Source organism: Actinomycetes bacterium (assembly GCA_036000965.1).
Lineage (GTDB): Bacteria > Actinomycetota > CALGFH01 > CALGFH01 > CALGFH01 > DASYUT01.
Map to the genome: position 1 here is coordinate 1 of DASYUT010000206.1, position 20,749 is coordinate 20,749.

A 20,749-nucleotide genomic window follows, 5' to 3' on the forward strand; every position below is an offset into this window, starting at 1 on the left:
CGAAGCTGGACTGGTCGAGCGACCACGCGGAGGTGCCCAGGTGGCGCAGGAGTCCGAGTTGCGCGCTCTCCGCCCAGCCGGCGTCGGCGTCGGGGAACACGGCCACGTGGATCGGCTTGCCGCCCATGTCCGCGACGACCGGGCTGTTCATCTTGAGCAGTGAGGCGCGCTGCCTCGCGTTGTAGACCTGGGGCAGGCCGAAGTCGAAGGCGTCCACGCACGTGTCCCAGGGGACGCCGCCTCTGCCCTCCGCCTCGGCCCGGGTGGGGTAGCTGGTGAAGCCGAGCTTGGCGCTCGGCTCGAGCTTGCGCATCCGCCTGGCGAACGTGACCACTTGGTCGGCGGGCGGGTCGTACTGGATGTCGACGATGTAGACCGGCTCGCCCGGGGCGATCTGGTGCAGCACGTCGGCGCAGGCCGAGCCGTTGGAGCTCGACGGCGGACCGAACCAGGTCCAGGGGATCACCCGGGTGCGGCCATCCGCCTTCCACCTCCGCCAGTTACGGGCGAAGTCGAAGTTCCCGCTCCCGGCGCCGCTGGCCCCGTTGGCGCAACGCACGAACACCGCGTCCAGGCCGGGAACCGGCCGCGGGCCGGTGTGCCAGACCCATGCTGCGGTGGTCGGAAGGCTCACGAGAGCAGACATATCACCGATCTTCCGGGCCAAACAAGCACCGGGTGCCAGAAAGCCCATCGCCGCGAACTGGCCACCACGCCGATGGAAATGGCCCAGACTGCCCAATGGTGGCGCAGGTCAACCCGGTGGCGCAGGTCAACCCAGTGGCGCAGGTCAACCCAGTGGCGCAGAAGGCCGATCGGCATGCGGCATCGGCCCGGTCGTGAACCGGATCGGGAAGCCGGCGCTGGCGCGTGTGAGCACGCCGGCACCGGCTCCCCGACGGGTCGAGCTAGCGGCGGCGATCCTCGTCGATGCGCTGCTCGCCGGCGGCGGTCATGGTGGCCAGTACCTGTTCCACACCCTGGACCGGATACCGGCGGTGGCCGCCCGGCGTCAGGATGCTCGGCAGCTTCCCAGCTTGTGCCCAGGCCAGCACCGTTCGGGCGCTCACCTGCAGCCTGCGCGCGACCTCGGTGGTGCGCAGGAGCACCTCGATGTCGTCGGTAGGAGGTGCACTGCTGGGGCGAAGCTGAGGCTCGTACGCGCGCGGCTGCTGCCAGTTCTGCAGCGCCGCACGATAGGGGCTGGGAGCCCCGACCCGCCTGCGAGCGGATACCATCCTGCCTCCCCTCAGATGGGACGTATGGGGGCGATGCCCGCTTGCCACCTAGCGAGCTACGTCCGGCTTGAACGACTTCGTCGATATGGGCGGAGACTTTGCACTGCTCCGGTCGGGATGTCCAGAGGCGATCACCCGATATGGGCCGATCCCCTCGATCCAGTACCATGCCAGACCACGGCTGGCCTGCTGTTATGCTGGCTCGGAGGAAGAAAAAAAGAACGGCTGGGCCGAACTTGTCAGGAGAGGTGGACCCCACGGTGGACGCGGAGCGGTACGACCCGCAGCAGGCCGAGCCCAAATGGTCGGCGGCCTGGGAGGAGCAGGCGCTGTACCGGGCGGACGAGAGCGACACGACCCGCCCGCGGTTCTACGCGCTCGACATGTTCCCCTACCCCTCCGGCGACCTCCACATGGGCCACCTCGAGGCGTTCTCCGGCGGCGACGTGATCGCGCGCCTGAGGCGGATGCAGGGCAACAACGTCCTCCACCCGATCGGCTGGGACTCCTTCGGCCTGCCGGCCGAGAACGCCGCCATCAAGCGCGGCACCCATCCCAAGACGTGGACCTACCAGAACATCGACACCCAGCGGGCCACCTTCCGCCGGCTCGGGATCTCGTTCGACTGGTCGCGCGCGTTCAACACCAGCGACCCGGAGTACTACCGCTGGACGCAATGGCTGTTCCTGCGCTTCTGGGAGCGCGGCCTCGCCTACCGCAAGGCCTCGCCGGTCAACTGGTGCCCCAACGACCAGACCGTGCTCGCCAACGAGCAGGTGATCAACGGCCACTGCGAGCGCTGCGACGCCCTGGTCGAGAAGCGCGAGCTGACCCAGTGGTTCTTCAAGATCACCGATTACGCCGAGCGCCTGCTCGACGACATGGCCGGGCTCGAGGGCCACTGGAGCGACAAGGTCCTCACCATGCAGCGGAACTGGATCGGGCGCTCGACAGGGGCTCACGTCGACTTCACGGTGGCCGAGACGGGCGAGACAGTGCGCGTGTTCACCACCCGCCCCGACACGCTGTACGGGGCCACCTTCTTCGTGCTCGCCCCCGAGCACGAGCTGGCCGCCCGGCTGGTCGCCGGCGGCCCCTACGAGCAGGAGTTCATCGCCTTCCGGGATCGGGTCGGGCGCGAGACCGAGGTCGAGCGGCTGTCCACCGAGCGGGACAAGGAGGGCGTGTTCCTCGGCGTGCACGTGGTCAACCCGGTCAACGGCGAGCGCATCCCGGTCTGGGCGGCCGACTACGTGCTCACCGACTACGGCACCGGCGCCATCATGGCAGTGCCAGCCCACGACCAGCGCGACTTCGAGTTCGCCCGCAAGTACGGGCTGCCCGTGCGCGTGGTCGTCCAGCCCGAGCGGCAATGGGACGCGACGACCGAGGAGTGGGTGCCGGCGCCGCCCCTGGACCCGGGCACGATGACCCACGCCATGGGCCACGACGGGGTCATGGTCAACTCCGGCCCCTACGACGGGCTCCCAGCCGACGAGACGATCCAGCGGATCACCGCCGACCTCGAAGCGCGCGGGCTCGGCGGGTTCGCGGTCAACTTCCGCCTGCGCGACTGGCTGCTCTCGCGGCAGCGCTACTGGGGCTGCCCCATCCCCATCATCCACTGCCCCGAGTGCGGCGAGGTCGGCGTCCCCGACGATCAGCTCCCCGTGCTGCTGCCCGACGACGTCACCGAGTTCAAGCCCAAGGGCCGCTCGCCGCTGGCCACCTCCGAGGCGTTCGTCAACGTGGACTGCCCCAGCTGCGGCGGCCCGGCCCGGCGCGAGACCGACACCATGGACACGTTCGTCGACTCCTCCTGGTACTTCCTCCGCTACACCGGGCTGGACCCCGACCGCCCGTTCGACCCCGAGCGGGTGGCCAGGTGGATGCCGGTGCCCCAGTACACCGGCGGGATCGAGCACGCCATCCTGCACCTGCTCTACTCCCGCTTCTTCGTGAAGGTGCTGCACGACCTCGGGCTGGTCCCCTTCACCGAGCCCTTCCAGGCCCTGCTCAACCAGGGCATGGTCGTGATGCACGGCGCCGCCATGAGCAAGTCGCGCGGCAACCTGGTCGAGCCCTCCGCCATCATCGACGAGCACGGCGCCGACGTGGCCCGCCTGACCATACTGTTCGCCGGCCCGTTCGAGGACGACGTCGACTGGGCCGACGTGTCCACCGAGGGCGTCACCCGCTGGGTCCAGCGGGTCTGGCGCGCGGTCCACGGCGTACAGTCGCGCGGAAAGGAGGGCGCGCCCGACCCGGAGCTGGTGCGGCTCGCCCACCGCACCACCAAGGGGGTCACCGACGACCTCGAGCGGTTCCGCTTCAACACCGCCATCTCCAAGCTGATGGTGCTCACCAACGGCCTGACCGACGCGCTCAGGCAGGCGCGGGGGAGCGCGGCCGAGCGGCGCGAGGCCGCCGAGCGGCTGGTGCTCCTGCTCGCCCCCCTGGCCCCGTTCGTGACTGAGGAGCTGTGGCGGGTGCTCGGCAACTCCACCTCGGTGCACCTTCGGCGCTGGCCCGCGTACGACGCCGAGCTGGTCCGCACCGAGCGCGTCACCTGCGTCCTGCAGGTCGACGGCAAGGTGCGCGACCGGATCGAGGTCGCACCCGACACCGGCGAGGACGCCCTGCGGGCGGCCGCCCTCGACTCGCCCAAGGTCAGGGCCGCCATGGGCGGCCGGCCGGTCGTCCGGGTCGTGGTCGTGCCCCCCAAGCTCGTCAACGTCGTCACCGCGAGGTGACGTCCTCTCCGCTGATGGCGGAGGATTCCCTGCAGGCCGCTCGACAGCGATGCTCCAGCCGAGCATGCTTGGCATCGTCAGCTGCCGCGGTCCCTGGAGGACACCGCGATGATCGACGCCGAGCGGGCAGCCCGTCAGCCCGACCCGAACCAGCCGTTCATCGCCGACAGCAGCGCCCATGGCAGCCCGGGCAAGCCCGAGGACCTGCTCATGAGGCTGCTCATCCTGCTCGGCCGGGGCCTGCGCGCCCTCGCCAGGCGGATCCGCCGTTAGTTAATTAACGGTGGTTTGTTGAGTTCGGGAAAGGCGCAGGTCGCGTGCCCTTGCGGTCGGCAGCCTGGAGGAGGACTTCTGCAGGTAGCGAGCATGAGGGCTCCCTCCGTCGTGCCGGATCCAACAAATCACGGATAGGCCGACCGGGCGCGGTGGGCGTGCCGCAGCGCCCGGTCCAGGGCCATGACGGCGGCAATGGCGCCGTCGAGAAGGCCCGCCGCGAACCTCGCCCCGTGCGGTACGGCGGCGGTGTTTGACGAGCAAATCGGGTGCCTGTCACACTCCACGCGAGCAGGACGACTCTGCCCAGCGGCCGGTGCCCACCGGCCGTTTCGCGTCTCCGGCTCGGTCATGATCCTGATGCCCACCGCACCCGCGCGCCCCTGTGCCGCGCCCGGCTGTCCCGCGCTGGTCGCCCGTGGCCGCCGCTGCCCTGCGCACGCCCGTGCCGAGGAACGCCGCCGCGGCTCGGCCGCCCGCCGGGGCTATGGCACGGCGTGGCAGCAGACATCGGCGGCCTACCTGGCGGCGCACCCCATCTGCATCGACTGCGGTGCCCCCGCCACCGTCCCCGACCACGACCCCGTTGCCCGGCGCGACCTTGTCGCGATGGGTGTGCCCGACCCCGATGCCTGGCACCGCCTCAAGCCCCGCTGCGGCCCCTGCCACAACTCGCGCACCGTCCGGGTCGACGGTGGCTTCGGCCGCGCCCGCACCGACCAAAGGGACCCGCATGCCGCTGCTCCGCTGCGCCGTGCCGCTGCCGTGCGCGCTCGTTGACGACGAGGCCGCGCTCGCCCGGACCCTGGCCGCGGTGCTCGACACGATGCACCAGCAGGCGCGCGAGACGGGCTGGCGGCTGGTCGGTCTCCCGGCGGCGTGCCTCGGCGACCCCGAGTCCGTGCTCGGCGTGCCCTGCGCGGCCGATGAGGTGATCGTGCTCGTCGCCGTCGAGGCTGTGGACGAGCTGGCCACCCTCGCCGCGCTGCCCGCCCCGACGTGACGGTCACCCGAGCTGGCGCAGGATCCAGTCCTCGACCTCGTCCTGGCCAACCGCGCTGCCAGCGATCTTGACCATCATGTCGATGGTCTGGTCCACGTCGGCGGCCACGAAGCGCCGTCCGTTGCGCGCCAGGAACTCGAGCATGGCCAGGTACGCCGCGCGCTTGTTGCCGTCGAGCAGCGGGTGGTTCTTGGCCAGGCGGATCACCAAGACCGCGGCCTTGCTCACCAGGTCGCCATAGAACTCGATCCCTGCGAAGGTCGCGGCCGGCGCGTGCAGCGCGGACTCCGCTAGGGCGAGGTCGGTGGTGTGGAACAGATCCTCAGGCGCGACATCCAGTGCGGCCCCAGCCAGGTACAGGTAGTCGGCCAGGTCGAGGTACTGCACGTCGTGCGGCGGCGTGGGCATTGATGCCTCCTATGTGGAGGCCAGTCCCTTCAAGATCTCCTGGTTGCGCTCGAGGTGGTCACGGAGCCGGGCCTGGAAGTCCGGGTCGGCGCGTAGGGCGTCGATCCGAGCCTGGATCGCCGCGCGGACTTCCTCGGCCACGGTCACGCCGTTGACCTGGGCGACCGCTTCAAGGGTGCTGGCCTGCTCGGGTGGAAGGCGCAGTGTCATCGCCTTCCTGCTGTCAGCGGACATGGGGCACATCCTTACCTCTCGAGTCGGTTGGGGCGATGGTCGGTGGTCAACCGGCCGTCGGTCTGATCGACCGACGTCATGCAGGGGAGGGCAGATCGACCGTGCAACCCTGCGTGACGGCCCTCGGGCGTGGCTAGTCTGCCACCTTGCCACCTCGGTCGCAAGCCACCAGGGCGTCCGAATCGCGGCGTTTCGGGGCCAGAAGACCGCCGGGTGGGCAGACGCACCCGTGCACAGCAGGTCGCGATTCAGAAAGGGTTCTTTCCCCCGGCAGGTCGGTCGTGGACTAGCTGGGGAGGGCGCTGCGGGCGTGCTGCAGCAGCGTCCTGCGGCAGGTCGGGTGGTTAGGGCTGGGTGGCATCTGGCCCCCAGGTGCTGTTGTTCCTTGCGTGCAGGCAGGCGTCGAGGAACGGTTGCCACGCTGCCGTCCGCAGGTCGTGAGGCACGTCCGACCGCTCGAACGCCTCGGCGCAGCACCGTTGGCCCTGCGGACGGCCGCCCCGTGAAGAAGCCATTCCACTGGGAGCCGCCGGCCATCTTGCCTTCGTACCTAGCGGTGCCTTCCCAGCAGGCACTGAGCGTGGTGGTCGGCGTGGCTGGTGGGCCTTCGTAGCTCTCCACAATCGCTACCAGCACCGTGGGGAACGCGAGCCCGAGCATGACCAGCGCCACCAGCACGATAGTGGGACGGACTCTCCGCCGACGAGGCATCGCAGAGTGTTCCTCCCTGCGGCGGTGTCGTTGGTGGTGGTGGCCGGGCAGAAGCAGACGGAGCAAACAGGCACCCGCTGGACGGTAACGCTGATCCACACGCCGCGCTATGGCGCATTCAGGAGGAATGGTCCATGCCTGGCACGGTCGCGAAGCCGGCGCGCCTGAAGCTGCTCAATGGCTGCGGGCCGGGCAAGGACTCGGCCGGGCGGCCGGTCAACGAAGGCCCGAAGTTCGTCCGCGACGCCCCGGAGCCGCCGACCTGGCTGGACCGTGAGGCCAAGGCCGAGTGGCGCCGGGTCGTGCCCGAGCTGGAGGATGTCCCGCTCGCCGTTGGATTTCGGTGGGGCCTCCATGATGGATCCTACGGTCAGGCACCGACAGCCAGGTCGAGCGGCCGGGCTCGTCGGCGGTGGCCCGCTCCAGTGCCAGGGCGAGCTGGGGCAGCTCCTGGAAGCCCTTGACGCGGCGGAACTGCGCTTCGGCGGCGAGCATGCCGGCGGCGGCCCAGCGCAGCGCCATCTCGCCTGAGCTCCAGCGCTTCACCCGGCCGGCGTGGTCGCGGATGATCTCGATCATCGACTCGAGCGGGTTGGTCGACTCCACGGTCTGCAGCAGCTTGCCGCCGACGCCCAGCCGGGTGACGGTCAGGGTCTCGGCCAGCCCCTCGCGCAGGGAGGCGGCAGCGCCGGGCCGCTGGCGGTCAAGGCTGCGGGCGAGCGCTTCCAGCTCGTGCTGGGCGTGGTCGGCGTCGGCCAGTGCCCAGGCGGCGCGCAGCCGCCGCTGGACCAGCGGCCGCTCGGCCTCGGGCAGGTGGTCAGTGACGTTTCGTTCCTTGTGCTGACGGCACCTTTGGATGAGCGCCTTGCGGCCGAACACGGCTCGGATCGCCCGCTCCAAGGCCTTGCCGCCGTCGATGACGAACAGCACACCCCGGGAGGCGTCCAGGCCACGCTCGGCCAGGTCAGCCACCAGGCGGGTGCAGACTGCCTTGTTCTCGGTGGTGCCCTCCACCACCCCGGGGGGGACCTTGGTGCCGTCGTCGGTCACGCCCAGCGCGCCGACCAGCAGGTGCTCACCCATCCCGAAGCCGTCCAGGAACACCACCAGCCAGCGCTCCTCGTCCAGCCGCCGTGCCAGCAGCTCACTCAGCCGCTCGGCGGTCGCCGTCACAAACCGGCGCGAGACCGCCGACTTGCTGGTCCCGCTGGCCTGGGCGTCGACCTGCTGGCCGACCGGCTCCAACCCGGCCGGGTAGCGGCGGGTGGACAGCCCCGCCAGCATCCTGGCCACGATCCCCTCAGCGAGCAGGTCGGTCGAGGTGAACGCGGTGTAGGACTCGAGCTGGACCTCGTGGGCGCCGGCGCCGGTGGTGCGGACCCGCGGTCGGCGGACGGCAAGGCGCCGCCCGCCGAGGGTGACCGTGCCAGGCTGGGTGCCGTGCCGCATCGCCACCCGCTGCGGGTCGTGCTTGCCCCTCGGCCCGGCCACCTCGGTCACCTCCGCGGCCATCAGCTCATCCATGACCTCAAGGCCGACCGCGGTCGAGGCGGCCAGCAGCCCCTGGCGCATGTGTGCCACGAAGGCGGCCAGGTGCTCATCCAGGCGGCCGGCCAGCCGCTCCGGCAGCCCAAGCGCCCCGGCACCGGCCAGCCGCAGCGGGCTGGGGTCGCCAGCGGTGTCGTCGGCCGACACGTGGGTGTGGGAGTCTTGCATGCGGGGTCCTCCTCCTTGGACTTGGCGGTCCTCGGAGCGTGGCATGTCAGGCGCTCCGGGGAGGACCCCACCGCAAATCCCACGGACCTCGGGACAACCTCGCAACCCGGTGATGCGGTGGATGGCTGACAACCTCGTGGTCCGCACCGACCCCGCCGGCAACATCAAGCTCGACCGCCAGCGCTCCACCGAAAGATCGACCTGGTAGACGTCCGCCAGTCGGTACAGTGCCCGGCCCCGATGGTCGCGCCCCTGACAGGCGAGCAGCCCGCGGTGTGCCCACTGGCGGATGCGAGCTGGCTGGCTCCCGACCGCGACCCCCGCCGCGAGCGTGTCGACGAGCGCGGTGTCGCGCACGATCATGCCGGGCTTACCGCGTATGGCGACCAGTCGTCCACCGACCAGCGGTGCTGGCGACCCTCGGCGTCGCGGCAGGGGGGGTTCACGCACACCACCACGCCCTGGCTCGGCCGCGGGGCGAGCAGCGACCGGCAGCCACACATGGGGCAGTCACGCTGGAAGCGCACCGGCCGCTCCGACAGGCCGAGCAGGCTGCGCGCCTGCGGGATGGCGCCGCGGGTGTCGGCGTTGCCGTACAGCAGCCCGACGCAGTGCTCGCCGTAGCCAGCCGCCACCACGGTCGTGGCGGCGTCGGCCAGCCAGCCCAGCGCCGCCCCCACGCGCGGGTCCAGCGCCCAGCCGCCGTGCTCCCGGTCGCCGCGGGCGACGTACTGAGCCTGGGCGAAGCCGAGCGCGTCACGCAGCCCGGCTTCCAGGTCGAGCACGAGCTGCTCGAGCGCGGTGATGGCGTCGATGATGAGCACGTTGGTCGGCGCGGTCTCCGGCTCACCGCCGCGGACCCGGCCGGTGAAGGCGACCGCCTGACCGCGTGCAGTCACCCGGAAGAGGCGCTGGTACAGGTCGGCCAGCTCGGCGTAGCCGTGGGCGAGGCGCTCCTCGATCATCATGCTGGTGGAGAGATCGGCCTCAGGCGGGCGCGAAATTTCAGGAACTAGGGTCGCCCCGCCCTAGTCATCGCACTCCTTGATCGTCGCCCGGTTCCCGGCGCCTAGTTAGGGCTCGCCGGCCGACAACCTGGTCGTTCCAGCGCCAGCGTCCCGAGGTGAGCGCACTCGACCTGGCCAGGTTGTCCGGCGGCGCGCCCTTGGCCCCAATGCCGGTCAGCCAGGCGGGGAAGCACCGTCCCTGATCTGGGAAGCACCGTCCCTGATCTGGGAAGCACCGTCCTGACCTGGGAGCATGTCGTGTGTGCGCGACGCGGAGCGGTGGCTGACCGGCATTGCCGTCAGCCCCACCGGCAGGTTGGAGGCTGTGGACGGCCCGAGGACGGCGGGCCCGGGGCGGGCTACGGTCGGCATGCCACTGACACCCGACCGGGCCGCCGTGCCGGCGGCCCGGCAGGACCGGGAGGACCAGCATGCCGACCCAGCCGCCGTTCGTCCTGCCGCCGGAGTCCTGGCGCACCCGGCTCGCGGGGCTGCTCGCGGGCGTCGGGCGCCAGGGCGCCGCCGTCGCGGTCATCGCGCTGGTCGCGCTGGCCGGCGCGGGTGCCCTCTGGGCCCGCGGCGCCGCCCGCCCGGCCGGCCCCCCCGTGGGCGCGAACCAGCCGAGTCTGGCCGGCCCGGACGAGCAGGCGGGGGCGTACGGCGCCGGGCCGGTCGGCGGGACCTTGCCCGCCGTCACGCCAGGGGGCGGCGCCGGACCGGCCGGGGCCGGCCAGACCGTCACCGTGGACGTCGTCGGCCGGGTGCGGCGCTCCGGGGTGGTCCGGCTGCCCGCGGGCAGCCGGGTCCTGGACGCCGTCCAGGCCGCGGGCGGCGCGGCCCCGGGCGCCGACCTCGACGCCGTCAACCTGGCCAGGAAGGTGGTCGACGGCGAGCAGATCCGGGTCCCGGCCCGCGGCGAGCACCCACCGCCACCCGCCGCCACGGGCGGCGGGGGCGGGACCAGTGGCGCGCCCGCCGGGCCGGTCGACCTGAACACCGCTACCGTCGAGCAGCTCGACGCCCTGCCCGGCGTCGGCGAGGTGACCGCCAACCGGATCGTCGCCTACCGGACCACGCACCTGTTCCGGTCGGTCGAGGAGCTCCGCCAGGTCGACGGCATCGGCGACCGCCGCTTCGCCGTCCTCAAGGACCTGGTGACGGTCGGGTGACGATCCCGGCCGGCCCGGCACCGGATGTCCACACGCCCTGCTCCGTCCCGCCGGTCCCGACCGGACTGCCGTGGGCCCCGTAGGTCGTGGTTCGGACCCCTTGGGTGGTAGCCCTCAGGGGCCCGAACCACGTAGCCCAGACCCGGACGGGGTGGCGCTCGCGGTCGCCGCCGCGGCCGGGGTGGCAGCGGGCGCCCGGTTCGAGCTAGTGGGCCGCCCGCCGGTGGTCGCCGGCCTGGCGGTCGCGACGGCCTGCCTCGCCGGCGGGCTGCTCGCCGGCCGCCGCCTCGGCTCGGCGAGTCGGCCGGCCGGGACAGTGACAGCACGACCGGACGGGGCAACGCTCGCGGGCCGGCGTCCCGGCCTGGCAGGGCGGCCGGTCCTGGCCGGCGTGCTCGCGTTCGCCACCCTGATGTGCGCGGGTGCGGCCGTGGCGGGCGCCCGGGCGGCCGCGGTACGGGCGGGCGTGCTGCCGGGCCTCGGCAGCGGCACGGTGGTGGTGGACGCCCGGGTGGCCGAGGAGCCGCGTGCGACACGGTTCGGGGGCCGGTGGGTGGTGCTGTCGATCAGCCGGGTCGAGCTCGACGGGCGGGCATGGCGGACGCGTGAGCGGGCCGGGGTAGCGCTGGACGGCGACCGGACGCGCCCGCTCGCGGTCGGAGACCGGCTGCGCCTCCGGGCCCGGGTAGCGCGGGCGCGCCGGGCCGACCGGCTCGGGCGGCAGCCGCCCGTCACCCTGCGCCGTCCCGTCGTGCTGTCGGTGTCCCGGCCGGCCCCAGGACCGCTGCGGGCCAGCGAGGCGGTGCGCGCGGCAGCGCGCGAGCAGGCGGCGGCGAGCCTCCCGCCCGAGCGGGCCGGGCTCCTGGTCGGCATGGCGCTCGGCGACACCTCACGCATCCCGGGCGACCTCGGCACCGCGTTCGAGACGGCCGGGCTCACCCACCTGGTCGCGGTGAGCGGGTCCAACCTGGCCGTCGTGCTCGCGGCCGGCCTCGGGATCGCGGTCCTGCTCGGCGCGGGCCGCCCGCTGCTCGTCGTCATCGGCGTGGTGCTGATCGGCCTGTTCGTGTTCCTGACCAGATGGGAGCCAAGCGTGCTCCGGGCCGGTGTGATGGCCGTGCTCGTGCTGCTCGGGGTGGCCACCGGCCGCGGTCCGGGCGGCCGGCGCTCGCTCTGCCTGGCCGTGCTGCTCCTGCTGCTCGCCGACCCGGGCCTGTTCGGCTCGCTCGGGTTCCGGCTGTCGGTGGCGGCGACCGCCGGGGTGCTGTGGGTCGGCCCGCCGGTCGCGCGGGTCCTGCCCGGCCGGTTGCCCGACCGGGTCCGGCTCGGGATCGGCATGACGCTCGGGGCGCAGGCCGCCGCACTGCCTGTGCTCGCGCTCGCGCTTGGGCGGGTGTCGCCGGCCAGCCTGCCGGCCAACCTGCTCGCCCTGCCCCTGGCGTCCGGGCCGATGCTGCTCGGCGTGGTCGCCGCGGCCGCCGCCCCGGTCGCGCCGGCGGTGGCCGCGCTCGCCTGCCGCCTCGCCGGCCCGTTCCTGGCCGCCCTGGTCTGGGTCGCCCACCTGGCGGCCGGCCTGCCCGGCGCCTCGGCCGAGCTGACCGGCCCCGCCCGCCTGGGCCCAGCCGCGCTCGCGGCCGCCCTGCTGGCGCTCGCCCGCCGCCGGGCCCGCATCCTCGACCGCCGCGCCGCCGAGCGCCGCCGGCGGGTGCACAGGTGACAGCCGGCGCCGACGGGCAGCGCGGTGCGACCCAGCCCCCCTGGACGAAGCTCCCCCGGCGCCCGGCGGGCGGCGCGGTGCCACACGACCTCGGGCGGTTCCCGGCCCTCCGGGGACCCTTGCCCGGTAGCATGCTGGTGTGCCGGCCGAACTGGAGATCCTCCTGGTGCGCCACGCCGAGTCGGTCGTACCGGCCGCGGGCGGCCCGTCCGAGCTGGCCCGGCCGCTGACCGAGCGTGGGCAGCGGCAGGCCGAGGATCCAGACGCGGATTCAGCACGCGGAGCGGCAACTCGCCAGAGGCGAGCGGCAGTAGGCCCTCGCCGGGCTGTCCGACACCCTCGAGGCGCTCCAAGCCGCATGGGCGAGCTAGCCGACCGGCTGGAATTCACCCGGCGCTGTCATGGCATGCCGGGTGGATGGCCATTGGTCTGTCACTGGGGGCCGTGATGCTTGCCGACGGTGGGAGGGCTTGAGCGATCCTGTGGTGCTGCGCGATCAGCCGGAGCTGTTCGGCTGCGGGGGGTGTCGGGGCCGCGGCTGTCGCGGTCGAGTTGGCGGTTGGGGGTCGGGCAGGAGCGCTCGGGCGAGGGTGGCGGCGAGCCAGTCGCGGTAGCGCTCGGGTGGCCAGTGGCGCTGCACGACGAGCAGGTCGTGGACGGCCAGGGAGTTGAGCGTCCACAGCACGTCGCGGGCGTCCTGGACTGACAGGCCGGCGCGCAGGACGCCACGGTCGGCCAGCAGCTGCGCGAAGCGGGTCATCCCAGTCAGGCGTTCGTCCTCCAGCTGGGCCCAGACCTGGGCGAGGTCGGCGTCGGCGGCGGCCGCGCCGACCAGGACGCGCAGCAGTGGTCCCGCCCGCGCGTGGATGCCGGGTTGGGTGGCGGCGTAGCGCGCGAGCTGGCGGTGCGGGTCGGTCTCGGCGATCACGGCCTGGATGGCTGGGCGCTGCTCGACCGGGACCGCGGCGCGGGCGGCGCCGCCGGCGACGGCGGCCCGGACGACGGCCTTGAACAGCTCGGTCTTGCTGCCGAAGGCGCGGTAGATCGTCTCGACGACCACGCCGGCGGCTTGGGCGATGCCGGCGAGGGTCGCCCCGGCGTAGCCGCGTTCCAGGAACAGCTGGTGGGCGGCGGTCAGGATGTCCTGGCGGGTCTGGGCGGCCTGGGCCTGGCGGCGGGTGGCGTTGTAGCGGCGGCGGGGCTTGACATCCTCACTCATTCGGTAGCATCCTCATGACATCAAATCAGCCTCATTCTACTAGATTCTAGCAGAGCGGGGGAGCTGCCGTGGCCCAGGCCACGGCAAGGGAGGAGCGGGTCATGTCCCAAGACACCGAAGGCATCAAGGCCACGGCACGCCGGACCTTGGAGGAGATCTTCCCCAACGGCGACGTCGCCGGGCTCGCCGAGGTCGTGCACCCCGACTGTGTCAACCACGAGGCCCCACCCGGCGCGCCGCAGGGGCTGGACGGCATGACCCAGACCATGCTGTGGCTGGCGGGGGCGTTCTCCGACCGGCGCTACGAGATCCACCGGGTCATCGCCGAGGGCGACACCGTCGCCGTGCACTGCACCTTCAGCGGCCGGCACACCGGGAAGTTCCTGGGCCTGGCCCCGACCAACCGGCCCTTCGCCTTCCGCCAAGTCCACATCGTCCGCTTCGAGGACGGCAAAGGCGTCGAGCACTGGGCGGTCCGCGACGACCTCGCCCTGATGCGCCAACTCGGCGCGGTCCCGAGCCAGGCCGGCTGAGGGTTGCTGCGGGCTGGTGGCCGTCACGGGCCGATGCCGTCCCTTGACTCCGCAAATGCCCTTGGCAGTCAGTGACCTCTGCGGCAGTGAAGGCACTTCGGGGTAAGGGTGCCTGCGGCGCTCAGCTGACAGGTGCCCTGACCGGCGACTACCCTTCTCCAGATTGCCTGGCTTCCGGTTTCGGGTTCCAATTGCCTCCGACGCCGGGTTCGCCCGGTGGCAGACCGGCTCCCAGGCTGGGCCGGTGGATCCCAAGAGGAGGAGGCTGCCATGGCCAACCATCTCCTGAGACGAGGGATGCTCGCCGCTGCGGTGGCGGTATTCACCGTCGCGTCGTTCGCCGTGCCGGGGGTCTCGGCTTCGACGGGAGGGTCGGGCCAAGAGGCCAGCTACCTGGTCGTGCTCAAGGAGAGCGACCAGGCGTCGGGCCTCAGGGCGATCGAGCGCGCCGGGGGCAAGGTGCTCAAGCGCGACAAGCTCGGCATCGCCCGGGTCAGCTCGAGCGACCCTGCCTTTGCGTCCACGCTTGGTTCCTCGGGAGCAGTCGAGGAGGTCGGCAGCGATGGGGGCTGGCAGCTGCAGCCGCTCAGCATCACCCAGGCCCCGCCCCCGGTTCCCGGGCCCCAGATGGCCACCGACTGCGCGGCCCAGTACGGGGTCTCGGTGGGCGTGGGGCCCGACCGGCTGTCGGCCTGCCAGTGGGACATGCGCATGATCAACGCAAGCCCCGCTGGCTCCTACGCGGTGAACCGGGGCGCGGGCGCCACCATCGGGATCATCGACACCGGGGTGGACTTCACCCACCCGGACATCGCCCCCAACCTCGACCTAGGCCTGTCCTGCTCGTTCATCACGCCTGGCAACCCCACGGCCGTGCCGGAGGAGATCGACCCGACCGGTCCGGCCTGCCAGACGAAGTCCGCCACCCAGGACGTCTTCGGCCACGGCACCCACGTGGCGGGCATCGCCGCGGCGCCGAGCAACGGGATCGGGGTGGCCGGGGTCGCGCCGGACGCCACCCTGGTCAGCCTCAAGGTCTGCACCGCAGCGGGCTTCTGCTTCACCCAGGAGGTGGTGGACGCCCTCATCTACGCCGGCGACAAGGGCCTTGACGTCGCCAACATGAGCCTGTTCGCCGACCCCTTCCTGTTCAACTGCCGCAACCAGGCCGACCAGCGCGCGATCGTGAAGGCCATCTCCCGCGCCACCAGGTACGCCACCCAGCATGGCGTGGTGGTGGTGGCCGCGGCCGGCAACGAGGCCACCGATCTGGCCCACCCGGAGACCGACGAGCTCAGCCCCGACTTCCCGCCCGGCGCGGCGGTCACCCGGAACGTCGGCAACCAGTGCGTCGTGCTGCCCGGGGAGCTGCCCTGGGTGGCCACAGTCTCGGCGATCGGACCCCAGGGCATCCTGTCGTTCTACTCCAACTTCGGCAACGCCGCGGTGGACGTGACGGCGCCGGGCGGCTCCTCCGGGCAGGCCCCCAACCCCTTCGGGCGGGTGCTGAACGCCTGGGGCTCCAAGGCGCCGCTGCTCAACACCACGCTGCGGCGGCTGGTGGAGGACTGCGCACCGGTCGGCGGCCAGACCGTCTGCGCCCTGTACGGCTGGATCCAAGGCACGTCCATGGCCTCACCGCACGCGGCGGGTGTGGCCGCCCTGATCCGCGCGGCCCATCCCGGCATGCCGCCGTTGGCGGTGATCGCCCGCATGCAGAACACGGCCATGCCGAAGGTCTGTGAGGAGCAGCAGGATCCCTTCGCCGCGCCCAGGCAGTGCACCGGCGGCCAGGGCCACACCAACTTCTACGGCAGCGGACTGGTGGACGCCCTGGCAGCAGGGCAGCGGTAGCCCGGCGTCACGTTCAGGTGCGGGGGCCGAGCCTGCATGAGGGCCCGGCTACGGATGTAGCCCGGCCCTCATGCAGGGTGGACCGATCTGCCGAGGCCGAGGCGGCGCTGGTTCTCCCGCGCCTTGCCGACCACTTCGCCGCGCCAGCGGACCGGGCCTGCCGGTCCGCCCGGGTGCCCGGGCGGGTAGGATCCGGGGATGCCGTCACGTCAGGGGCTCGCCCCGGTCACCGTCGTCCTCGGGGAGGAGGAGCTGCTGGCCGAGCGCGCGGTCGCCGACGCGGTGGGCGCCGCGGTCGGCGAGCTCGGGCCGGAGACCACGGTCGAGGAGGTGCGCGCCGGCGCCCTGCCCGACGGGTTCGCCATGGACCTGGCCACCGCGTCGCTGTTCGGCGGGGGCCGGGTGGTCGTGATCCACGACGCCGAGGCCCTGGACGCCACGGCGCGGTCGGCCGTGCTCGGCGCGGCCAGGGACCCGAGCCCGGGCACCGTGCTGGTGCTGCGGGCGGCCGGCGTCGGCCGCCAGGCCAAGTTCTTCAAGGAGGTGCAGCAGCACGCCGCCGTCAAGCTGGCCGACCGGCTCAAGCCGTCGGAGCGGACGAGCTGGCTGCGGTCGGAGGTGCGCCGGCTCGGCCGCCAGGCCGACCAGGCGGCGCTCGCCGCGCTCGTCGACACCGTCGGCCAGGACCTGCGCGAGCTGGCCGGTGCCGTGGCCAAGCTGCACGTGGCCGTCCCCCCGCCGGCCCCGCTGACCGCGGCGCACGTGGCCGAGTTCCTGAGCCAGACCGCCGACCGGGGCGTGTTCGAGCTGACCGACGCGGTCTTCGCCGGGGACGCCGCCACCGCCCTCGGGCACCTGGACTCCCTGCTGGGCCAGGGCGAGGACGCGCTCGGGCTGCTCGGGATGCTCGCCCGCCAGCTCCGCCTGCTGCTCAGGGTGGCCGACCACCCGGGCGCGCCCGCGAGCCAGGTCGCCCAGCTCCTCGGCCCCGGCACCCGGGACTGGCAGGTCGAGCGGGCCCGGCGCCAGGCCAGGAAGTTCCGGCCCGAGGACCTGCGCCGGGGCATGGACGTGATCGCCGAGGCCGACGCCGAGGTGCGCAACGGCAGCCTGCCGCCCCGCCTGCTCCTTGAGCTGGTGGTCACCCGCCTGGCCGCCGCCGGCGCCCGCCGCTAGGAGGCCGCCCGCCGCTAGGCGGCCACTGAACAACCATCCCGTCGCCTCCCTACGCGTCGAGGGCGGCCACCGGGCCGCCCTCGCGGGTCTCGCGGCGCGCTACTCGCCTTGGTCGTTCACGGCCTTGGCAAGGCGCGACTTGTGGTTGGCGGCGTTGTTGCGGTGGATGACACCCTTGCTGGCCGCCTTGTCGTAGGCGCGGGCGGCGCGCTGGTAGGCCGACTCGGCCGCGTCGCGGTCGCCGGCAGCCAGGCTCTCGCGCACGCGCCGGGCGTGCGTCTTCAGCGCGGAGCGGACCGACTTGTTGCGCATCCGGGCCGCCTCGTTCTGCCGGTTCCGCTTGATCTGGGACTTGATGTTCGCCAACGAGGTACCTCTCCCGTGAGGGCAGCAGTGCTTGATCAGGAGGCTCGGCCGGCACGGCCCCGTCCCGCGGGAGGGCCGCGCGCCGTCGAGGACAACCGTGAGACGGTAGCACACCCGTTCCGAGCGGCTCAATCACCGCGGCGGGCGCTGCCTGCGGCGATGGTATGCTCGCCATCCGGCCGGGCACCCGGGGACGCGGCCCAGCGGCCCGTCCCCGGCACCACGCACCACCCCTCCGCCAATGACCACAGACCTCGCGCGCCTGCGCAACTTCTGCATCATCGCCCACATCGACCACGGCAAGTCGACCCTGGCCGACCGCCTGCTCGACCTCACCCACGCGGTCAGCGAGCGCCAGATGCGCGCCCAGTACCTGGACAAGATGGACCTCGAGCGCGAGCGCGGGATCACCATCAAGGCCCAGGCCGTGCGCCTGTCCTACACCGCCGCCGACGGGCTCGACTACGTGCTGAACCTGATCGACACGCCCGGGCACGTCGACTTCACCTACGAGGTCTCGCGCGCGCTGGCCGCCTGCGAGGGCGCCGTGCTGCTCGTGGACGCCGCCCAGGGCATCGAGGCCCAGACGCTGGCCAACCTCTACCTGGCCCTCGAGGCCGACCTGGCGATCATCCCGGTGATCAACAAGATCGACCTGCCCGCCGCCCAGCCCGAGCGGGTCGCGCGCGAGATCGAGCAGGTGGTCGGCATTCCAGCCGCCGACATGCTGCGCGTGTCGGCCAAGACCGGGCAGGGCGTGCCCGACCTGCTCGAGGCGGTCGTGCGCCGGGTGCCGCCGCCGACCGGCGACCCGGACGCGCCAGCCCGGGGGCTGGTGTTCGACTCGCTCTACGACCCCTACCGGGGCGTCATCACCTACGTGCGCATGGTCGACGGCCGGCTGGCCCGCAACGACCGGGTCCGCATGATGGCGACCGGCGGGGTGTCGGAGGCCGAGGAGGTGGGGGTGTTCGCGCCCGAGGCGGTGGTCACCGCCGACCTCGCCGCCGGCGAGGTCGGCTACCTCATCCCCGGGGTCAAGGACGTGCGCCAGGCCAGCGTGGGGGAGACCGTGACCACGGCCGCCCGCCCGGCCGCCGAGCCGCTGCCCGGCTACCGGGAGCCCCGGCCGATGGTGTACTCGGGGCTCTACCCGATCGAGGGGGACGACTTCCCCGACCTGCGCGAGGCGCTCGACAAGCTCCGCCTCAACGACGCGGCCCTAGTCTACGAGCCGGAGTCCTCGACCGCCCTCGGGTTCGGCTTCCGCTGCGGGTTCCTCGGGCTGCTGCACATGGACATCGTGCGCGAGCGCCTCGAGCGCGAGTTCGACCTCGCCCTGATCACCACCGCGCCGAACGTGGCCTACCGGGTGTCGACGGTGACCGGGGAGACGGTGATGGTGTCCAACCCCAGCGAGCTGCCCGAGCCGAACGCGATCCTGCGCATCGAGGAGCCGTACGTCGCCGCCATGGTGCTCTGCCCGTCCGACTACATCGGCGCGGTCATGGAGCTGTGCCAGAGCCGCCGGGGCGTCCTGGACACCATGGAGTACCTGTCCGAGGAGCGGGTGGAGCTGCGCTACCAGCTCCCGCTGGCCGAGATCATCTTCGACTTCTTCGACCAGCTGAAGTCGAGGACGCGCGGGTACGCCTCGCTCGACTACGAGCCGAGCGGCTACCGGGAGGCCAGCCTGGTCAAGGTCGACCTGCTGCTGCAGGGCGAGCCGGTCGACGCGTTCTCAGCCATCGTCCACAGGGACAAGGCGTACGCGTACGGGCGGGCCATGGCGACCAGGCTCAAGCAGCTCATCCCGCGGCAGCTGTACGAGGTGGCCATCCAGGCCGCGATCGGCTCGCGGGTGATCGCCAGGGAGACGATCTCCGCCCGGCGCAAGGACGTGCTGGCCAAGTGCTACGGCGGCGACATCACCCGCAAGCGCAAGCTGCTGGAGAAGCAGAAGGAAGGCAAGCGGAAGATGAAGCAGATCGGCCGGGTCGAGGTGCCCCAGGAGGCGTTCGTGGCCGCCCTCAGGACCGATGAGAGCTAGCACCACGACACCCGAGGTCGGCCCGATCCATCGGGGGGGCAGATGGCGCCTCCCCGAACCCTCCCTGGCTCCCGCTCCGGCATCGGCCCCCCGGGTTGGCGCCGGCCTCGACGAGCACGGTGCGAGCCTGCACCGGTCCGCAAGGCGGTCGCTTTTCGGTGTGTACGTGCATGTGCCGTTCTGCCTGACCCGCTGCCACTACTGCGACTTCGTCACCTACACCGGCATGGAGGGGCTGCGCCGTCCCTACGCGGCCGCGCTGCTGGCCGAGGCCGAGCTGGCCACGGCCGCCCTGGGTCCGGAGACCGGACAGGTGGTCACCAGCGTGTTCGTGGGCGGGGGCACGCCCACCCTGCTGCCCCCGGGCGACCTCGCCCGGGTGCTCGACCGGCTCCGCGAACTGCTCGAGGTCGCGCCCGACGCCGAGGTCACCGTCGAGGCCAACCCGGAGACCGTCGACCGGGCGGTCGCCGACGGGCTGGCCGCGGCCGGGGTGACCCGGGTGTCGATGGGGGCCCAGAGCTTCGACGACCGCGTGCTCGACGCTCTGGGCCGGCCGCACGGGGCCGCCCAGACCGGCCGGGCGGTGGCGGCGCTGCGCGCGGCCGGAATCGAGGCGGTCAACCTCGACCTGATCTTCGGCTGCCCGCACGAGGACGAGGCCTCCTGGGCAGCCAGCCTGGCTGCCGCGGTCGGGCTCGGCCCGGAGCACCTGTCGGCCTACGCGCTCACCATCGAGCCGGCCACCAAGTTCGGCCGGCTGGTGGCCAGCGGCCGCATGGCCGGACCGGACGAGGACCTGCTGGCCGACCGCTACGAGACTACCTGCGCCACCCTGGCCGGGGCCGGCTACCGCCACTACGAGGTGTCCAACTGGGCCCGCGACGACCCCCGGCGCGCGGCCGGGCCCCTGCCCGCCCGGGCCAGCCGGCACAACCTCACCTACTGGCGGCGCGGCGCGTACCTCGGGCTCGGCGCCGGGGCGCACGAGTTCACCGGCGGGGTCCGGCGCTGGAACGTCCCTGGCGTGCCCGAGTACCTGGCCGCGGTCGCAGACGGCCGGCGCCCGACCGCCGGGCAGGAGCAGCTGTCGACCGCACAGGCCGCGTTCGAGCTGCTCGCCCTGCGGCTGCGCACCGCCGACGGCCTCGACCCGGCCGAGGCCCGCGAGCTCGGGGTGGACCCGGACGGGGCCGAGGTCGCCGAGCTGCGCGCCGCCGGCCTGCTCGCCAGCGGCCCCCGGGTCGCCCTCACCGAGCCCGGCATGTTCCTGCATGGCGAGGTCGTGACCCGCCTCGCCAGCTGAGCAGGACACCAGCAGC

General features: G+C 72.9%; 17 protein-coding genes and 2 pseudogenes. 11 read left to right on the plus strand and 8 right to left on the minus strand.

Annotation, left to right across the window (positions count from 1 at the left end):
- Both VG276_19045 and VG276_19050 read right to left on the minus strand, forming a co-directional pair.
- On the minus strand, positions 1–634 hold a 634-nt coding region (locus tag VG276_19045; GenBank protein ID HEV8651431.1), incomplete at its 3' end, for a hypothetical protein.
- A gap of 274 nt (positions 635–908) precedes the next feature.
- Positions 909–1,109: a helix-turn-helix domain-containing protein gene (locus tag VG276_19050; GenBank protein HEV8651432.1), complete on the minus strand. Its 201-nt coding sequence runs from the start codon at positions 1,107–1,109 to the stop codon at positions 909–911.
- 389 nt (positions 1,110–1,498) lie between these two features.
- On the opposite strand from VG276_19050, the gene leuS reads away from it, so the two are divergent.
- The 3 genes from leuS to VG276_19065 all read left to right on the plus strand — a co-directional run bounded on the left by leuS (position 1,499) and on the right by VG276_19065 (position 5,267).
- The gene (gene leuS, locus VG276_19055) at positions 1,499–3,991 is read left to right on the plus strand and encodes a leucine--tRNA ligase (protein ID HEV8651433.1); all 2,493 of its coding nucleotides are present in this window, start codon (positions 1,499–1,501) and stop codon (positions 3,989–3,991) included.
- A 108-nt stretch (positions 3,992–4,099) separates the two neighbouring features.
- Positions 4,100–4,264, plus strand: a complete 165-nt coding sequence (locus tag VG276_19060; GenBank protein HEV8651434.1) for a hypothetical protein — start codon at positions 4,100–4,102, stop codon at positions 4,262–4,264.
- A 733-nt stretch (positions 4,265–4,997) separates the two neighbouring features.
- Positions 4,998–5,267 (plus strand): hypothetical protein, encoded by a 270-nt coding sequence (locus VG276_19065; GenBank protein HEV8651435.1) that lies wholly within the window; start codon positions 4,998–5,000, stop codon positions 5,265–5,267.
- Between the two features lie 3 nt (positions 5,268–5,270).
- On the opposite strand, the gene VG276_19070 is transcribed toward VG276_19065, so the two are convergent.
- Both VG276_19070 and VG276_19075 read right to left on the minus strand, forming a co-directional pair.
- Positions 5,271–5,675 carry a type II toxin-antitoxin system death-on-curing family toxin gene (locus tag VG276_19070; GenBank protein ID HEV8651436.1) on the minus strand — a complete coding sequence of 135 codons (405 nt, stop codon included), beginning with the start codon at positions 5,673–5,675 and terminating at the stop codon, positions 5,271–5,273.
- Positions 5,676–5,684: 9 nt separating this feature from the next.
- Entirely contained in the window at positions 5,685–5,909 is a 225-nt protein-coding gene (locus VG276_19075) for a hypothetical protein (GenBank protein ID HEV8651437.1), read from the minus strand.
- A gap of 845 nt (positions 5,910–6,754) precedes the next feature.
- Between VG276_19075 and VG276_19080 the strand changes: the two are divergent.
- Positions 6,755–6,949: pseudogene (locus VG276_19080) on the plus strand (phage terminase small subunit P27 family).
- Between the two features lie 88 nt (positions 6,950–7,037).
- Here VG276_19080 and VG276_19085 read toward each other — a convergent pair.
- Both VG276_19085 and VG276_19090 read right to left on the minus strand, forming a co-directional pair.
- Positions 7,038–8,336: pseudogene (locus tag VG276_19085) on the minus strand (IS256 family transposase).
- 359 nt (positions 8,337–8,695) lie between these two features.
- The gene (locus VG276_19090; protein HEV8651438.1) at positions 8,696–9,304 is read right to left on the minus strand and encodes a hypothetical protein; all 609 of its coding nucleotides are present in this window, start codon (positions 9,302–9,304) and stop codon (positions 8,696–8,698) included.
- A gap of 470 nt (positions 9,305–9,774) precedes the next feature.
- Between VG276_19090 and VG276_19095 the strand changes: the two genes are divergently transcribed.
- Positions 9,775–10,512 carry a ComEA family DNA-binding protein gene (locus VG276_19095; protein ID HEV8651439.1) on the plus strand — a complete coding sequence of 246 codons (738 nt, stop codon included), beginning with the start codon at positions 9,775–9,777 and terminating at the stop codon, positions 10,510–10,512.
- Positions 10,513–10,663: 151 nt separating this feature from the next.
- Positions 10,664–12,229, plus strand: coding sequence for a ComEC/Rec2 family competence protein (locus VG276_19100; GenBank protein ID HEV8651440.1), 1,566 nt, complete (start codon positions 10,664–10,666; stop codon positions 12,227–12,229).
- Between the two features lie 496 nt (positions 12,230–12,725).
- Here the strand turns inward: VG276_19100 and VG276_19105 are convergent, their stop codons facing one another.
- Complete coding sequence (locus tag VG276_19105; protein ID HEV8651441.1) at positions 12,726–13,448, minus strand: helix-turn-helix domain-containing protein; 723 nt, start codon at positions 13,446–13,448, stop codon at positions 12,726–12,728.
- A 101-nt stretch (positions 13,449–13,549) separates the two neighbouring features.
- Between VG276_19105 and VG276_19110 the strand changes: the two genes are divergently transcribed.
- The 3 genes from VG276_19110 to holA all read left to right on the plus strand — a co-directional run bounded on the left by VG276_19110 (position 13,550) and on the right by holA (position 17,011).
- Positions 13,550–13,981 (plus strand): ester cyclase, encoded by a 432-nt coding sequence (locus tag VG276_19110; protein HEV8651442.1) that lies wholly within the window; start codon positions 13,550–13,552, stop codon positions 13,979–13,981.
- A 270-nt stretch (positions 13,982–14,251) separates the two neighbouring features.
- Positions 14,252–15,835 (plus strand): S8 family serine peptidase, encoded by a 1,584-nt coding sequence (locus VG276_19115; protein ID HEV8651443.1) that lies wholly within the window; start codon positions 14,252–14,254, stop codon positions 15,833–15,835.
- Positions 15,836–16,033: 198 nt separating this feature from the next.
- Entirely contained in the window at positions 16,034–17,011 is a 978-nt protein-coding gene (holA, locus tag VG276_19120) for a DNA polymerase III subunit delta (protein ID HEV8651444.1), read from the plus strand.
- A 99-nt stretch (positions 17,012–17,110) separates the two neighbouring features.
- Here holA and rpsT read toward each other — a convergent pair whose 3' ends face one another.
- Positions 17,111–17,377 (minus strand): 30S ribosomal protein S20, encoded by a 267-nt coding sequence (gene rpsT / locus VG276_19125; protein ID HEV8651445.1) that lies wholly within the window; start codon positions 17,375–17,377, stop codon positions 17,111–17,113.
- 241 nt (positions 17,378–17,618) lie between these two features.
- Between rpsT and lepA the strand changes: the two genes are divergently transcribed.
- Positions 17,619–19,427 carry a translation elongation factor 4 gene (gene lepA / locus VG276_19130; protein HEV8651446.1) on the plus strand — a complete coding sequence of 603 codons (1,809 nt, stop codon included), beginning with the start codon at positions 17,619–17,621 and terminating at the stop codon, positions 19,425–19,427.
- Positions 19,428–19,587: 160 nt separating this feature from the next.
- Positions 19,588–20,733, plus strand: a complete 1,146-nt coding sequence (gene hemW / locus VG276_19135) for a radical SAM family heme chaperone HemW (GenBank protein ID HEV8651447.1) — start codon at positions 19,588–19,590, stop codon at positions 20,731–20,733.
- Positions 20,734–20,749 lie beyond the last annotated feature (16 nt).

Bases quoted from the DNA above. Each gene is read 5' to 3' on its own strand.
- VG276_19060 (HEV8651434.1), top strand. From the start codon at position 4,100: ATGATCGACGCCGAGCGGGCAGCCCGTCAGCCCGACCCGAACCAGCCG.
- VG276_19065 (HEV8651435.1), top strand. From the start codon at position 4,998: ATGCCGCTGCTCCGCTGCGCCGTGCCGCTGCCGTGCGCGCTCGTTGAC.
- VG276_19070 (HEV8651436.1), bottom strand. From the start codon at position 5,675: ATGCCCACGCCGCCGCACGACGTGCAGTACCTCGACCTGGCCGACTAC.
- VG276_19075 (HEV8651437.1), bottom strand. From the start codon at position 5,909: ATGTCCGCTGACAGCAGGAAGGCGATGACACTGCGCCTTCCACCCGAG.
- VG276_19090 (HEV8651438.1), bottom strand. From the start codon at position 9,304: ATGATGATCGAGGAGCGCCTCGCCCACGGCTACGCCGAGCTGGCCGAC.
- VG276_19095 (HEV8651439.1), top strand. From the start codon at position 9,775: ATGCCGACCCAGCCGCCGTTCGTCCTGCCGCCGGAGTCCTGGCGCACC.
- VG276_19105 (HEV8651441.1), bottom strand. From the start codon at position 13,448: ATGAGTGAGGATGTCAAGCCCCGCCGCCGCTACAACGCCACCCGCCGC.
- VG276_19110 (HEV8651442.1), top strand. From the start codon at position 13,550: ATGTCCCAAGACACCGAAGGCATCAAGGCCACGGCACGCCGGACCTTG.
- VG276_19115 (HEV8651443.1), top strand. From the start codon at position 14,252: ATGGCCAACCATCTCCTGAGACGAGGGATGCTCGCCGCTGCGGTGGCG.
- holA (HEV8651444.1), top strand. From the start codon at position 16,034: ATGCCGTCACGTCAGGGGCTCGCCCCGGTCACCGTCGTCCTCGGGGAG.
- lepA (HEV8651446.1), top strand. From the start codon at position 17,619: ATGACCACAGACCTCGCGCGCCTGCGCAACTTCTGCATCATCGCCCAC.